Consider the following 14,797-nt stretch of genomic DNA (forward strand, 5'->3'; position numbering starts at 1 on the left):
CTAACGGGAGATCTGGAGGTAGTTACACAAGATTTCCGAGTGGGATTGAAATTAAGATTTTTGTTCACCTTTGCGACTGACAACGGAGAAAGCTGCGCCAACTGCTAGGAGTCCTAACACCATAGTAGGTTCAGGAACTTGCACACCTCTGATGGCATTCATATTTTTCTTGCCGATATCAAGGGCAAACACAACATCATTATAGTCTCTGTCACCACCACCGACGATATCTTCAAAAGCTAACACCAGATAGCCAGATTGTTCATAGGCCATCACTTGTTGGAATCCATTTCTGTTGCGGCTGGAGTCAACATATAAACGAGTAGGGTTGCTGCGTCCATAACCATCTGAATTGAGGAAAAAGTCTAGGGTGGTTCCTCCGTTAACTGTACCCAAGCTGACAAAATCACCTGCTTGTAAAGGATTAGCGGTTGGGTCGTTGCGAGAATTTCGATAACCGGTATAAGTTGAGCAACTGCTAGTTAGACAGACAATATCATCAAACAGAATAGTGTCTGATATGTTGGTAGCCCCCGTAGCGGAAACACCTAATTGGTTGCGGTAATTGGCTCCTTCACTGAGGAAATGCACTTTAACTTCATGGTCGAAATCTAATGTGAGTTTACTCAAATCTAGCTGACGACTAGAAACAAATGAGGGGTCTAGGGCTTGATATTCGGTGTGGATATAGTCATTAAAAACACCGGAGTTAATCAGCCCTTGAAATTGTTGATCGGCTCGTTGAATAGTGAATGCAGCAGCGGAACCAGCAACGGCTAGGGTAGTTGTGACGGCTGTAAATGCTGCGAGGATTGTGGATTTCATGGGGGTTGGTCTCCGTAAGTTTTAAGATAACAGTTCAGTAAGATGCGAGTCCTGGAAGATTCATAACTTTTTAGCTGATGAGTCTATTATGGAACAGTTATCAGTTATTTGTCCAGCAAAATTAGGAATCTTTACCAAATCTTTAAACAAATTATGGGTTGTATAAAGATTATGATATTTTTTACGTGAAAATACGGAGAGATAATTAGGAATATCCCCCCTGGGGGTATAGAGAATTGATAATCTTGATCAACCGGGTTTACAGCCCTTTTAGTAATCATGTAATAGGCATTAAAAGTCCCTCTCCTACTTTGGGAGAGGGATTTAGGTTACTGAGTGAGAAATCCGGTTCCTTTGAACCCCCTAGGGGGGCTATTGTGATGAAACCTAATGGGTTATTTCTCGATTTTGGCGACCTCTAGTAATGTTTTGAGTAGGGAATCAGGATTAAGACTAATGGAATCAATCCCTAAGTCAACCAAAAACCGGGTAAATTCAGGATAATCACTGGGTGCTTGACCACAAATACCAATCTTGCGATCGCGACGTTTAGCGGTTTGAATGACCATTTTAATCATGCGCTTAACTGCTTCGTCCCGTTCATCAAAAATGTGAGCTACGAGTCCGGAATCACGATCTAAGCCGAGAGTTAACTGGGTTAAATCATTGGAACCGATGGAAAAACCATCAAAGACCTGACAAAACTGATCAGCCAATAAAACATTACTGGGTAACTCACACATGACATAAACTTGCAGACTATTTTCGCCGCGTTTTAAGCCATGTTTCGCCATTTCTGCTAAGACCTGCTGACCTTCTTCGGGGGTGCGACAGAAAGGAATCATGGGAATGACATTAGCTAATCCCATTTCATCCCGAACCTGCTTGATAGCTTGACATTCCAAGGCGAAGGCTTGGCGATATTTGGGGTCAGTATACCGAGACGCACCGCGCCAACCAATCATGGGGTTTTCTTCGATTGGTTCAAATTGTCGCCCTCCCAGCAAATTGGCGTATTCGTTACTTTTTAAATCGCTCATGCGGACAATGACGGGTTTGGGATAAAAAGCAGCAGCAATAGTGCCAATTCCTTGAGCGAGTTGACTAATAAAATAGTCGGGTTTGCTATTAAATCCGGCGGTGAGTTTTTCGATTTCCTGGCGCGCGGCTTGATCTTGGAGTTGGTCAAAGTGAATTAAGGCGAGGGGATGGACTCGGATCTGATTGGCGATGATAAATTCTAGTCGCGCTAGTCCTACGCCGTCACAGGGTTGAGAGGCGAGGCTAAAGGCTTCTGCTGGGTTGCCAATATTGAGTAAAATTTGGGTGCGGGTTTTGGGTAAATCGTCTAATACGGTTTTGGCGATCGCAAAAGGTACTAAACCCTGATAGACCTTACCGACTTCCCCCTCAGCGCAGGAAACGGTTACGGCTTGACCTGTGCGTAAGATATCGGTAGCATTACCACAGCCCACAATAGCGGGAATGCCCATTTCTCGCGCAATAATCGCCGCATGACAGGTGCGACCGCCGGAGTTGGTAATAATGGCGGAGGCTTTTTTCATAATTGGTTCCCAGTCGGGGTCTGTTTTTTGGGTAACTAAAATTTCCCCTGGTTTAAATTCATGAATGCGCTGGACATTCAGGAGAAGGCGGGTTTTACCTTGACCAATACGATCGCCTACAGCGCGACCCTCGACTAAGACTTCTGCTGTACCTTGGAGGTGATATTGTTGCAAAATGCGATCGGACTTTTGAGATTGGACTGTTTCCGGACGCGCCTGGACAATAAATAATTCCCCAGTTTGGCCATCTTTAGCCCATTCAATGTCCATGGGGGAATAACAGCCCCGAATTTGGTTATAGTGATCTTCGATAATTTGCGCCCATTTAGCCAGCTTGAGAATTTCCTCATCACTGAGGGCAAATTTTTGTTGTTCAGTTTCTGGGACGGGGATAATGCGGGTAGCTTGATGGCGATCGTAAACCATTTTTACGGCTTTACTACCCAGACGCTTGGCGATAATCGGTCGAAAACCCTCCCGCAACATGGGTTTAAATACCATGAATTCATCAGGGTTGACAGTCCCTTGGACTATGGTTTCCCCTAAGCCATAGGCGGCGGTAATTATGACGACGTTTTTGAATCCGGTTTCTGTATCAATTGAGAACATTACCCCGGAAGTGGCTAGGTCCGATCGCACCATTTTTTGTATGCCAATAGATAAGGCTACATCAAAATGATCGAAACCTTGGAGGCTACGGTAGGAAATAGCGCGATCGGTGAATAGGGAGGCGAAACATTTGCGAGTCGCTTCTAAAATTCCCTTGATACCGTGAATATTTAAATAAGTTTCCTGTTGTCCCGCAAAGCTGGCGTTAGGGAGGTCTTCAGCGGTGGCTGACGATCGCACTGCTACATCTGTTTCATTACCATATAGGTCGCACAGTTGTTTATAGGCTATGGCGATCGCCTGTTCGAGATCGGGGGGTAACAAGGTATTAACAATTAGCGATCGGGCTTCTTTCCCGCGCTGGCGCAGGTTTTTAATATCCTCAATATCCAGACCCGCCAATAACCGCCGCAACTCACTTTCCAAACCGCCATATTCAATAAAATAGCGATAGGCTTCCGCCGTGATTGCAAAACCCTGGGGAACATTAATTCCCCGCAATTCCAGTTGTTGAATCATCTCCCCTAGGGAAGCATTTTTACCACCCACTAGGGGAAGGTCAGCCAGTCGCACATCTTCAAACCATAAAATCAGAGTTTTGTTTTGCTTAACTTGGGCTTTTGTATTGGCAAATAGTTTTAACATGGGCTGAAACACTCCAAATCAAAGTTGCCGTCATCAAACTGGCGGCTTTCGGTTTATCGAATTTAATCAGAAACAAATGACGGATGGAATAGAAACCCTTAATCGTCCTTGGCTACGAGTTTTAGGCAGTTATTGAAAATCATTTTTACCTTGATCCCCAATTTTATGTTGTCACAGAAAACTGGTTTTTAGGTATTTCTTATCTAGGTAGACGGTTAAACGTTGTTTTTTTAGTGACTACTTTTATTATATTGCTTTTCTCATAAAACGACATCTTCTGATCACCCTCAGCCATAGTTACCAGACTAAAATCATGATGAATTGTGGGAAATATGGGTTATTCTTAAAAAAGATTAAGCAGATCAGGAGCTTAAAATGAAAGTTAAGAAATATTACGAATCCGTTGCCCCTTATGAACGGGATCAGTGCGCTGAGATCATTTGTCCCATTCAGTTTTTAATGGATATCATTGGCAGTAAATGGTCAGTCCAAATTTTGCGGGAGTTATTCCGAGGCGATATGAGAACCCATGAATTGATTGAAGCCTTACCAGGGATCAGCACAAAGACTCTGACGATCCGATTGAGAGAGTTAGAAAAGTATGGCTTATTAATCCGTACCGTTTACCCAGAAATCCCTCCCCATGTGGAATATTCTCTCACTGCTAAAGGTCGGGAACTAAAACCTGTGATTTTGGCCATGAAACAAGTGGGGGAACAGTGGCTACACCAGGAAAGTTGTATATGTGCTTTGGAATTGAGCGGCTAGAAAAATGATCGGATTTTTGATACAATTTCAAATAAGGTGGTAAAATGCGATCGCTTTTATGTGATTCAAGCCCCAAATTAACCCCTTTTGTACAAAAATCGAGTCTACTGTGACTGATAATCCTCGCCAATTAGCTTTTGTCACCCTCCGAGACATTCAACGACGGGGCGCATTTGCTGATATAGTTTTAGATGAAAAATTGCGTCAAGCTGACCTTAAAGATGCCGATCGCCGCCTGGGAACAGAATTAGTTTACGGTTGTACCCGACGCAGGCGAACCCTCGATGCAATTATTGATCGCCTAGCCAAAAAACCCGCCCACCAACAGCCGCCAGATCTGAGAATTATTCTGCATTTGGGGTTATATCAACTCTGCTTCAGCTCGAATATTCCTCCCTCGGCGGCGGTGAATACCACTGTAGACCTAACCAAAGTCAATAACTTATCTGGTTTGGGGGGATTTGTTAATGGTCTCTTGCGTCAGTATTTGCGCCTGGTGGAGGCGGGAAATTCCCTCGAGTCAATTTTGCAGTTACCGGAAAATCCCGTTTCTCGGCTGGGTATTCTCCACAGTTTCCCCGACTGGATGATCAAATTCTGGTTGGAGGAGTTGGGGGAGTCTCAAACCCAACAACTCTGTGACTGGTTTAATCAGTCCCCTAGTTTGGATTTAAGAATTAACCCCCTCTCGACTACCTTGGAGACGGTGGAAACAGCCTTTCAACAACAGGAAATCATCGGATCGCCTCTTCCGAAACTTCCCCAAGGTTGGCGATTATCTTCTGGTGTGGGGGCGATCCGAAATTTACCCGGATATGATCAAGGTTGGTGGACTGTTCAGGACGCATCCGCCCAATTGGTAGGATATATAGTAGATCCTCAGCCTGGGGAAATTATAATTGATGCCTGCGCCGCCCCGGGGGGAAAAACTACCCATATCGCAGAACTGATGGGGGATAATGGTAAAGTTATCGCTATCGATCGCTCCCCTGGACGGCTAAAACCTTTAAAACAGAATATTAACCGGCTCAAGTTGCGATCGATTCAGGTAGAAGTAGGAGATAGTCGTCATTTTCCACAATATAATAATATGGCCGATCGCGTATTATTAGATGCACCTTGTTCTGGTGGTGGGACTTTGCATCGGCGATCTGATTCCCGCTGGCGACAAACTCCTGATCAGATTCGGCAATTGTCTCAACTGCAGGCAGAATTATTAGAGATGGTCAGTCATTGGGTGAAGCCGGGAGGGGTATTAGTTTATGCCACTTGTACTTTATACCCCCAGGAAAATGAATGGGCGATCGCATCTTTTTTAAGTCGTCATCCTTCCTGGCGTGTAGAGGTTCCTAACCTAGATCTTCCGGTGGAACCCACTAAGGAAGGTTGGCTGAAAATTTGGCCCCATCGTCACCAAATGGATGGATTTTTTATAGCTAAACTTAGACATTCTGGAAAGTAACCTGTGAACCCTTTTAAATCATGGCTATGTTGGGTATTGCGCCAATCGATATAAAATAGGTGTAAAGCCCAAAAAACACCTGATATGCACTTGATTCTATGTCATACCACAGCAGATTTTGACTCCTTGGGGGCGGCGGTAGGTTTAACTTGCCTGTATCCAGGTAGTAGAATAGTGCTGACGGGGGGATCTCATCCAGCCGTGCGGGATTTTTTGGCTTTGTATCGAGATGAGTTTCCATTGATTGAAAGGCGATCGGTTAATCCTGAGCGGATCTGTAAATTGTCGGTGGTGGATACCCAAAATCGCGATCGCCTAGGGAAAGCAGCCGAATGGTTAGACTTACCCAATTTGGAAATCCTGTTGTATGACCATCACCCTCACCTAAAATTAGATATCCCCGCTACATGGACTCAAATTGAAGCGGTAGGGGCAACTACTACTTTAATTGTAGAGCATTTGCGCTCTATGGCTAATCCTGTGATTCCCCGACCAGCAGAAGCCACAGTTATGGCTTTAGGTATTCATGTCGATACCGGATCGCTAACCTTTGACCATTCTACTCCACGGGATGCGATCGCCTTAGCTTGGTTAATGGAAAAAAATCCGAGTTTATCTGCGATCGCCGAATATGTAGAACCCGGCTTATCTCCTACCCTACAGGACTTATTAACCACAGCTTTAGAAACTCTACATCAGTCAACTGTCAAAGGTAACACCATATCCTGGGTATTATTGGAGACTGATGATTATGTACCCGGTCTGTCTAGTTTAACCTCCGAATTATTAGACCTGACCGAAAGCGATGGATTATTACTAGCTAATCAATATCGAGTCCGTAGCGGTGGGGAGAAACGATTAACTATTATTGGGCGATCGCGCATTGACCAAACCGACCTCAACCGCCTATTTAATCCCCTCGGTGGTGGTGGTCATCCCCGCGCCGCTTCCGTGATTTTACGAGATGTCGATCCGCACTCCACCTTAGAAACCCTGGTAACTAATTTTAAGGCACAAATTCCTCCATCACCTACCGCTAGGGAATTAATGTCTTCCCCAGTACGCACTATTCGCCCGGAAACCAGCGTCGGGGAGGCTCACCGTATACTACTACGTTATGGTCATTCAGGGCTATCTGTTTTAGACGATAACCATCAACTGGTGGGGATTATCTCCCGTCGTGATATTGATATCGCCTTACATCATGGTTTCAACCATTCCCCAGTGAAAGGTTATATGACCCCGCAACTGCGGACAATTACCCCGGAAACTTCACTCCCGGAAATTGAGTCAATTATGGTCACTTATGATATTGGTCGATTACCCGTTTTAGAAAATGGTAATTTAGTCGGAATTGTCACCCGCACCGATGTATTAAGGTTACTTTATCAACAGCATTGTCTACCCAAACCTACCCCCCGCCGAGGTTGTATTCCGGGTTCTACTTGTAGCACCGTTGATGAACTTTTACAAGAACGTTTAGCCCCAGAACTTTGGCAAATTTTAGCCAAAATTGCCGAACTTAGTCAACAGCGAGGTTGGCAAATTTATCTAGTCGGTGGGGGATTGCGAGATTTATTGTTAGCTGAACCGACGGATAATCTATTATTACATGATATTGATTTGGTGGTTGATGGTTGCTATCACAATTCTACTAACAATATATCAGATGAGATAACTACGACAATTTCTCCGGCTGTGGATCTAGCGCGATCGCTACAAGAATATTACCCACAAGCGCGACTAGAAGTGCATGGTCAATTTCAAACCGCCGCCTTATTGTGGCATAATCACCCCGTTTTAAACTCCCTTTGGATTGATATTGCTACTGCTAGAACCGAGTTTTATCCCTATCCGGCGGCTAACCCAGAAGTCGAAGCAAGTTCTATTCGTCAAGACCTCTACCGTCGCGATTTTACGATTAATGCTTTGGCTTTGAGATTAACTGAACCTAAATCCGGAGAATTATTAGACTTTTTTGGTGGGGTTCAGGATTTGGAATTACGAGAAATTAGGGTATTGCATCCTAATAGTTTTATTGAAGACCCTACCCGCATTTATCGCGCGGTCAGGTTTGCGGTGCGACTGGGTTTTAATCTGGAAAATCACACTAAGGAATATGTCGGTTATGCCATTAATAGTGGTATTTATGACCGCCAGCGACAACAGCGAGATTCTGCTAAAATCCCCGCTTTGGAAGCCAGGCTAAAAAGTGAGTTAAAATATATTCTGCAAGCCCCCTATTGGCAACCGGCTTTACATTTATTAGGGGAGTTAAAAGCCCTGCGGTGTATTCATCCCACTTTGGAGTTAAATCAGCTTCTCTGGCGGCAAATTAGAACCGTAGACCGCTGTTTAAAACGGTTTGACCCTCACCACACTCTCACCCATTGGCAAATTCGCCTGGATGTCTTAATCGCCGCTTTGTCTCCCGAATATCGCCGGGAAGTTGCCGATATTTTTCAGTTTAATTCTCAGCAGGTAGACCGTTTGTTAAACCTAGAAAATGCTCAAAATCGAGTGGCGGATTTATTGCCCAATTGTCAGCAGCCTAGTGATTATTTTCGGGTGTTTGAACCCTACGATTTACCGATGTTGATTTTAATTGCCGCCCATTCTCCTCGGTGGGTGAGAAAGCAAATTTGGAGATATTTAAATAATTGGTGGAATGCTAAACCGATTCTGAATGGTAATGATTTGAAAAAGTTGGGATATAAACCTGGACCGCAATTTCAAATTATGTTAAATGACTTGCTAAATGCTACCTTAGATGGTATAGTATCCGATACTGTGGGGGCAACTAAATTTATAAGCGATCGCTATCCCCATTCCAGTAGTTGACCCCATGAAACCCGGTCGGAATTATCACTAATGTTCATTGCCCAAAGCATGAAGAACTTGCCGCGAACAATGAACAATAATAATAAATTACCGCATTTGCTAATCAACCCTCTCCAATTGCCAGAGGATTTGATTACCTTCCCGTCTAACCCTGGAAACTTCCCAATTGCGCCACGCCCAGTTATCACCGCGACTGGTGACAGCACTGGCGTTAATATCCATTAAATCAGCAAGTTCTGAACTACTGATCAAATAGCCTTTACTAGCAATTTCGTCGGCAATATGCAGGGTTTCTATGAGATTCCTAAGTTGATTAACTCGAAATTCCCGGGGTAAACTCTCATTGGACTCGTTGATTGGCTCAGTCATAGCAAAATTTGATACAGCAAGATTAGAGTCTATCACAAGAAATTGTATCTTGAGATTGTGCAATGGGTCAGTTATCTCTGAAACAATTGCCAAAAATTAAGTTTAAATTTGGGGATTTTCCCCAACCTCCGCCTGGTGGACTAACTCTCACCGTGATACCCGATAACGGCCAAAGCGTCAACAACCAACAGTTCACTCTTCACGCTTTCACTTTTGTAAGGGATTGACCACAGACCCCATAAATAAAATGGTGCCACTGTCAAACTCTCTAATTATAAACATAAATGGTCGATTAATATGAATGCGATCGCGGATGGAACTTCTACTTCCGGCAATTACCCCAGTGGCGGCTGATGCTTCTGTGCCTTTTTCGTCAACATTGACAAAGGCTTGATGCACCACATCATATAAGAAAAATGGTTTTTCGGAACTGATACCGGAAAAATCGGCAATTTCCGTAAAAGCTGATTCCATGCCCATATAACTCAGGGTTGACTTGAGATTAAACGATGAGCTAAAATTAAATTTGGGTAGCCATATTTGTAAGTTGACATATTCCAGGTTTTGCAGCCAGTTTTGTAAATTAGCGATCGTCATGTTGTCGGCGAAAGTGGGGAGGTCTGTTCCTTCCGCAGGTAGCAGAATTATCATTGATAAATTACCATCAGCGTAGGGGAGTTCAATTATCTTCACTTCCGGTAAACTATGATAACCAATAGAGACATTAGGATGGTGCATCATCGGCACGGAAATAGTTTCTCCTGATGGCAAATTAAAGATGCCATCTTGAGTATATTTCTCTGGAAAAGGTGACAACCAATCTCCCGCAAAATAAACCGCATTAGTCAAAATCAGTCGGGTGAATACATCCAAAGTTCCCGGTGCGATGAGGTCAGTAATTTTGTGGTTAGTTTCCTGGCTTATCCAATCATTAATTGTTTGACGTGACTCTTCATGATTGCCTCGAAAATCTACTTGAGTTAACGGCGCATTATAATGGTTTTTGGTGATTTGTAAAAAGGGTTCCTGAAACCTATAGCCGGACTGTCCCCACAGACGGTTAACTAAATAGAGTTGGGAAGAGTTGCGGCTTTTAATATCATTAACCAGACTGGTAAATTCCGGGTATAAACTACCAGGAGGCTGATGGAAATGGAAAACCTGGGATATTTGCATAGCCGTTTGATTTCGTGACCCTTCATAGGTCATAGCCATAGCAGTGGAAAGGCTATAGGGTGAAAAAAATAAATTGCCTGATATTTCCCTTTTGAGTTGGTTGTATAGGTCGAGAGCAAATTGGTTATTTTGATTCACGATCGCATTAGTATCTACACGAGCAATATTATATGAATTGGACTCTGTGCTGTTGCTAACAGCCTGGGATATGGTGGGTAAACTTACACCCCACAGTAATAGCAGAGAAGCAAATAGGGAACCATTCCGCCGCCCCCAAACTGACAATTTAGACATCATAGGACTAAGTACCATTTTAACTGTTCCATAGTTGACTATTTCCAAATTTAATCATTCCGATGATCACCCAGTTATTGAAAGTTTGAATAAGTAGCCCCTATCAGTAGTTATACTGAGATCAGGGCGGGTTGATGATTCTTGGTAAAGCTGACCGGATCACCCGCCCTACAATCATTTATAATTGCCTCACCTCAGCCCAAACCCCACCAGTTAATTATGATTTCAATGCAGATAAAACCTGATCGTGAACCAGTCCATTACTTACCACTATACCCCGATTGTCTACCATTTTAATACTAGAAGCAAAATCTAGGGGTTTCCCGTACATATCTGTGACGCGACCTCCGGCTTCTTCAACGACAATCGCCCCGGCGGCATGATCCCAAATATTTTCCCGGTAATTGGGGTATTTAGGAGAAGGAAGACGCAGATATAAAGCCGCTTGTCCTGATGCTACAACCCCATATTTAGCTTGGGAGTCCATCCGCACGGAGGGGGAGGTAATTCCCGCAGCTTGAGCGATCGCATTTTGACGGGATTGATCACCGTGGGCGGCTTCCACGCTTTCCACAAAGCGCATATTGGCGGTATCTTCAGCTTTCACCACTTGAATCGGGGTAAATTTCCCAGTCGAAAAGGGCATTTTCATCGACCCTTCCCCCCGCACAGCCACAAACAACATTCCGGGAATATCTCCATCAATTGCATAAGCCGGACAGCCCATAATTCCTAGTTTAACCTCCCCGTTTTCAATTAGGGCTAGTGCGATCGCATATTGGTCTTTTCGTAAAAACCCCTTAGTGCCATCAATGGGATCTAGAGTCCAAAATCGTCCCCCCACACTGCCATTACCGCGATCTATCCAAGTAGTTACTTGCTCAGGGGTGGCATCAGGTATAATACTCTTAACATAGTCTGTAACTTTCTCCAGGTTGTTCCCCATTTCCGGGGTTTTCAGGGTAGTAGCATCTTCTTCTCCCACTATCGGATCATCCGGGAAGGCTTCTGAGATAGCTTTACAGATAATCGCCTGGGAACCAAAATCGGCAACAGTTACAGGGCTTTTATCCCCTTTTTCCATAGCGGGGGGAATGGCTTGTCGTACTTCTTCGCACAGACGGGAGGCGGCGAGTACGGCATCAATAGCGACTTGTTTTTCGCGATCGTAGGGCATGGAAACTCCTGGAGATATAATTAGTTGAGATTGTATCCTTACATAGCTTTACACTTGGTCTATCACTCGTCAAGTTTCCCCAAAATCACCTCCGGGAACTTTTCACCCCCTAACAACTCATCTTTCCACTATAATTTAAACTCTCAGGAACCCAGGTGATAATTATTCACCAATTACCCTAGTGATTTCTCGGATTATCCTATGCTATGAATTATGTCTTAATCACCGTGATTTTCCAGGGTAAAAATGAATCCTCCCAGTGGTAGGGGGAGATTGATACGCACCAAGTAAAATGGAAATTTTCCCTCCCTCTCGGAGAAGGTTGGGGAGAGAGCCATGGGCTGTTATTGCCCGCGCCGGTGACGCAATGGGGCGGGTAGAGGTTGACAATATTTAATTTTTGTGTTACTAAGTCTGGAGCGATCGCCTGCTATCAAAAGCCAGTAAATTCTCCACCCCAAATTATCACCAAATCCGATTTAATCTCAACACAAATCCCGGCAAGACATCGCCGCCTGATAGTTCTGTGGGCTCCTCGCCAACTTCGATTTCTTGTTGGGGGCGGTAGATTTCTACCCGTCGATTTTGGGGGTCAATTAACCATCCGAGTCGGGCTCCATTTTCCAAATATTCCCCCATCTTTTGTCGCAGTTCCGATAAGCTATCGGTAGGCGATCGCAATTCCACCACGAAATCAGGACATAAGGGAGCGAAACCTCGGCGCACCTCGGGTGTCAGTGCTTCCCAGCGGGGGCGACTCACCCAAGAAGCATCAGGGGAACGGATCGCCCCGTTGGGGAGAATAAATCCCCCGGACGAGTCAAAAGCAACACCCAACTCTTCGTGGGCTTCATCCCAAATTCCTAGTTGGGTTGTCAATCTGCTATTTTTTTGGCTTGATTCGCTCCCGGTCGGTGGTGTCACGAGCAATTCTCCTGTGGCTGTCCGTTCCAATCTTAAATCGGGGTTGGCGGCGGCGATCGCCTGGAATTGTTCCTGACTGACATGGAGAAGGGTGGAGGGTGGTAGTCGCAGGGTGAGGGTGCTGTGCATCAGATTTCCTCCGGGAATGTGGGCGGATATTGTTAATGGTAACTCGGCAGATGCTCGGAAATCCTGGCATTGGCTTGGGATTGGGTTATCATATTCCCAGAGAGGGGAAACGCGCCTATGAGTTTATAGGGAGATGAGCAATGGTTTCTCAGCCAAAAATCGCAACTCAGCACGAAATTATCTATCCTGATTCTGACGGTAAACCGATGGCCGAGAATACGATTCAGTTTCGCTGGATTATGACCATATATCACAATCTGGCGTGGTTATTTGCCCTACAGGCGGATGTGTTTGTAGCGGGGGTTTACTCTGGTATCCGGTGGAAGGGAATAATAAGATACGCCAAGCGCCGGATGTTATGGTGGTGTTTGGGGTAGAGAAGGGAGACCGGGGTTCTTACCAACAGTGGAAAGAAAAGGCGATCGCCCCCCAGGTCGTGTTTGAAATTCTGTCTCCGGGGAACCGACCGGGAGAACTGACTCGGAAGTTGTTATTTTACGAACACTATGGGGTGGAGGAATATTATCTTTATGACCCGGAAAACAATGATTTGAGCGGGTGTATCCGTTCGGGCGATCGTCTGGCTATGATTGAGGAAATGCAGAATTGGGTGAGTCCCCGCCTGCAAGTTCGATTTGAGTTGTCCGAGGAGACGTTAACACTTTATCATCCCCAGGGTCAGCCGTTTTCTTCTCCCCTGGAAATCGAGCAACAATTACAACAGGAGCGATCGCGAGCCGAACAACTGACCGCCGAGTTGGAAGAGGAGCGCCGAAAGGCTAAAAGGTTGGAGATGTTGTTGCGGGAAGCGGGGATTGATGGCGATCGCTTATAGAAGTCAAACTGGCTTGTTGCCTGTGTTATAATTCCGAGGTGGGGTGAGGCGATCGCTCTACTAAAAAAGCCAGTCAATTCTCATCCCCAAATCCGATTCAGTCTCAAAACCAATCCCGGCAAGACATCGCCGCCTGATAGTTTTGTGGGATCCTCGCCAACTTCGATTTCTTGTTGGGGGCGGTAGATTTCTACCCGTCGATTTTGGGGGTCAATTAACCATCCGAGTCGGGCTCCATTTTCCAAATATTCCCCCATCTTTTCTCGCAGTTCCGATAAGCTATCGGTAGGCGATCGCAATTCCACCACGAAATCAGGACATAAGGGAGCGAAACCTCGGCGCACCTCGGGTGTCAGTGCTTCCCAGCGGGGGCGACTCACCCAAGAAGCATCAGGGGAACGGATCGCCCCGTTGGGGAGAATAAATCCGGTGGAGGAGTCAAAAGCAACACCCAACTCTTCGTGGGCTTCATCCCAGCGATCGAGTTGTCCGATAATGCGGCTATTTCTTTTTCCCGATTCGCTCCCGGTGGGTGGTGTCACGAGCAATTCTCCTGTGGCTGTCCGTTCCAATCTTAAATCGGGGTTGGCGGCGGCGATCGCCTGGAATTGTTCAAGGGTGACGTGGAGAAGGGTGGAGGGTGGTAATCGCAGGGTGAGGGTGCTGTGCATCAGATTTCCTCCGGGAATGTGGGCGGATATTGTTAATGGTAACTCGGCAGATGCTCAGAAATCCTGGCATTGGCTTGGGATTGGGTTATCATATTCCCAGAGAGGGGAAACGCGCCTATGAGTTTATAGGGAGATGAGCAATGGTTTCTCAGCCAAAAATCGCAACTCAGCACGAAATTATCTATCCTGATTCTGACGGTAAACCGATGGCGGAGAATACGATTCAGTTTCGCTGGATTATGACCATATATCACAATCTGGCGTGGTTATTTGCCCTACAGGCGGATGTGTTTGTGGCGGGGGATTTACTCTGGTATCCGGTGGAAGGGAATAATAAGATACGCCAAGCGCCGGATGTTATGGTGGTGTTTGGGGTAGAGAAGGGAGACCGGGGTTCTTACCAACAGTGGAAAGAAAAGGCGATCGCCCCCCAGGTCGTGTTTGAAATTCTGTCTCCGGGGAACCGACCGGGAGAACTGACTCGGAAGTTGTTATTTTACGAACACA

11 protein-coding genes and 1 pseudogene are annotated in these 14,797 nt (G+C 45.4%); 5 read left to right on the plus strand and 7 right to left on the minus strand.

The features are described from left to right. Positions 1 to 51 precede the first annotated feature (51 nt). Together B9T16_RS10985 and ppsA are read right to left on the minus strand one after the other, a co-directional pair. Positions 52 to 825, minus strand: coding sequence for a DUF4114 domain-containing protein (locus B9T16_RS10985; protein ID WP_410244765.1), 774 nt, complete (start codon positions 823 to 825; stop codon positions 52 to 54). 395 nt (positions 826 to 1,220) lie between these two features. Further along, positions 1,221 to 3,644, minus strand: coding sequence for a phosphoenolpyruvate synthase (gene ppsA / locus B9T16_RS10990; RefSeq protein WP_410244766.1), 2,424 nt, complete (start codon positions 3,642 to 3,644; stop codon positions 1,221 to 1,223). 375 nt (positions 3,645 to 4,019) lie between these two features. Between ppsA and B9T16_RS10995 the strand changes: the two genes are divergently transcribed. From B9T16_RS10995 to B9T16_RS11005, 3 genes are all read left to right on the plus strand, one after another. Continuing rightward, the gene (locus B9T16_RS10995; protein ID WP_006619151.1) at positions 4,020 to 4,412 is read left to right on the plus strand and encodes a winged helix-turn-helix transcriptional regulator; all 393 of its coding nucleotides are present in this window, start codon (positions 4,020 to 4,022) and stop codon (positions 4,410 to 4,412) included. A gap of 109 nt (positions 4,413 to 4,521) precedes the next feature. Further along, complete coding sequence (locus B9T16_RS11000; RefSeq protein ID WP_317271096.1) at positions 4,522 to 5,874, plus strand: 16S rRNA (cytosine(967)-C(5))-methyltransferase; 1,353 nt, start codon at positions 4,522 to 4,524, stop codon at positions 5,872 to 5,874. 84 nt (positions 5,875 to 5,958) lie between these two features. After that, positions 5,959 to 8,715, plus strand: coding sequence for a CBS domain-containing protein (locus B9T16_RS11005; protein ID WP_410244767.1), 2,757 nt, complete (start codon positions 5,959 to 5,961; stop codon positions 8,713 to 8,715). 99 nt (positions 8,716 to 8,814) lie between these two features. On the opposite strand, the gene B9T16_RS11010 is transcribed toward B9T16_RS11005, so the two are convergent. The 4 genes from B9T16_RS11010 to B9T16_RS11025 all read right to left on the minus strand — a co-directional run bounded on the left by B9T16_RS11010 (position 8,815) and on the right by B9T16_RS11025 (position 12,784). Beyond that, positions 8,815 to 9,084, minus strand: a complete 270-nt coding sequence (locus tag B9T16_RS11010; RefSeq protein WP_006619157.1) for a hypothetical protein — start codon at positions 9,082 to 9,084, stop codon at positions 8,815 to 8,817. A gap of 207 nt (positions 9,085 to 9,291) precedes the next feature. Further along, positions 9,292 to 10,572, minus strand: coding sequence for a serpin family protein (locus B9T16_RS11015; RefSeq protein WP_410244768.1), 1,281 nt, complete (start codon positions 10,570 to 10,572; stop codon positions 9,292 to 9,294). A gap of 199 nt (positions 10,573 to 10,771) precedes the next feature. Further along, positions 10,772 to 11,731: a 3'(2'),5'-bisphosphate nucleotidase gene (locus tag B9T16_RS11020; RefSeq protein ID WP_410244769.1), complete on the minus strand. Its 960-nt coding sequence runs from the start codon at positions 11,729 to 11,731 to the stop codon at positions 10,772 to 10,774. A gap of 465 nt (positions 11,732 to 12,196) precedes the next feature. Then, the gene (locus B9T16_RS11025; RefSeq protein WP_410244770.1) at positions 12,197 to 12,784 is read right to left on the minus strand and encodes a Uma2 family endonuclease; all 588 of its coding nucleotides are present in this window, start codon (positions 12,782 to 12,784) and stop codon (positions 12,197 to 12,199) included. Between the two features lie 140 nt (positions 12,785 to 12,924). Here B9T16_RS11025 and B9T16_RS11030 point away from each other — a divergent pair. Next, a pseudogene (locus B9T16_RS11030) lies at positions 12,925 to 13,619 on the plus strand (Uma2 family endonuclease). An 80-nt stretch (positions 13,620 to 13,699) separates the two neighbouring features. Here the strand turns inward: B9T16_RS11030 and B9T16_RS11035 are convergent. Then, on the minus strand, positions 13,700 to 14,290 hold the full coding sequence (locus tag B9T16_RS11035; protein ID WP_410244771.1) for a Uma2 family endonuclease: 591 nt from the start codon (positions 14,288 to 14,290) through the stop codon (positions 13,700 to 13,702). Positions 14,291 to 14,430: 140 nt separating this feature from the next. Here B9T16_RS11035 and B9T16_RS11040 point away from each other — a divergent pair. Continuing rightward, a partial coding sequence (locus B9T16_RS11040) for a Uma2 family endonuclease (RefSeq protein ID WP_410244772.1) occupies positions 14,431 to 14,797 on the plus strand: 367 nt, incomplete at its 3' end.

Origin of the sequence: Arthrospira sp. PCC 8006 (assembly GCF_046480465.1) — a bacterium.
GTDB lineage: Bacteria > Cyanobacteriota > Cyanobacteriia > Cyanobacteriales > Microcoleaceae > Limnospira > Limnospira platensis.

Bases quoted from the DNA above. Each gene is read 5' to 3' on its own strand.
- B9T16_RS11020 (WP_410244769.1), bottom strand. From the start codon at position 11,731: ATGCCCTACGATCGCGAAAAACAAGTCGCTATTGATGCCGTACTCGCC.
- B9T16_RS11025 (WP_410244770.1), bottom strand. From the start codon at position 12,784: ATGCACAGCACCCTCACCCTGCGACTACCACCCTCCACCCTTCTCCAT.
- B9T16_RS10995 (WP_006619151.1), top strand. From the start codon at position 4,020: ATGAAAGTTAAGAAATATTACGAATCCGTTGCCCCTTATGAACGGGAT.
- B9T16_RS11035 (WP_410244771.1), bottom strand. From the start codon at position 14,290: ATGCACAGCACCCTCACCCTGCGATTACCACCCTCCACCCTTCTCCAC.
- B9T16_RS11005 (WP_410244767.1), top strand. From the start codon at position 5,959: ATGCACTTGATTCTATGTCATACCACAGCAGATTTTGACTCCTTGGGG.
- B9T16_RS10985 (WP_410244765.1), bottom strand. From the start codon at position 825: ATGAAATCCACAATCCTCGCAGCATTTACAGCCGTCACAACTACCCTA.
- B9T16_RS11015 (WP_410244768.1), bottom strand. From the start codon at position 10,572: ATGGTACTTAGTCCTATGATGTCTAAATTGTCAGTTTGGGGGCGGCGG.
- B9T16_RS11010 (WP_006619157.1), bottom strand. From the start codon at position 9,084: ATGACTGAGCCAATCAACGAGTCCAATGAGAGTTTACCCCGGGAATTT.
- ppsA (WP_410244766.1), bottom strand. From the start codon at position 3,644: ATGTTAAAACTATTTGCCAATACAAAAGCCCAAGTTAAGCAAAACAAA.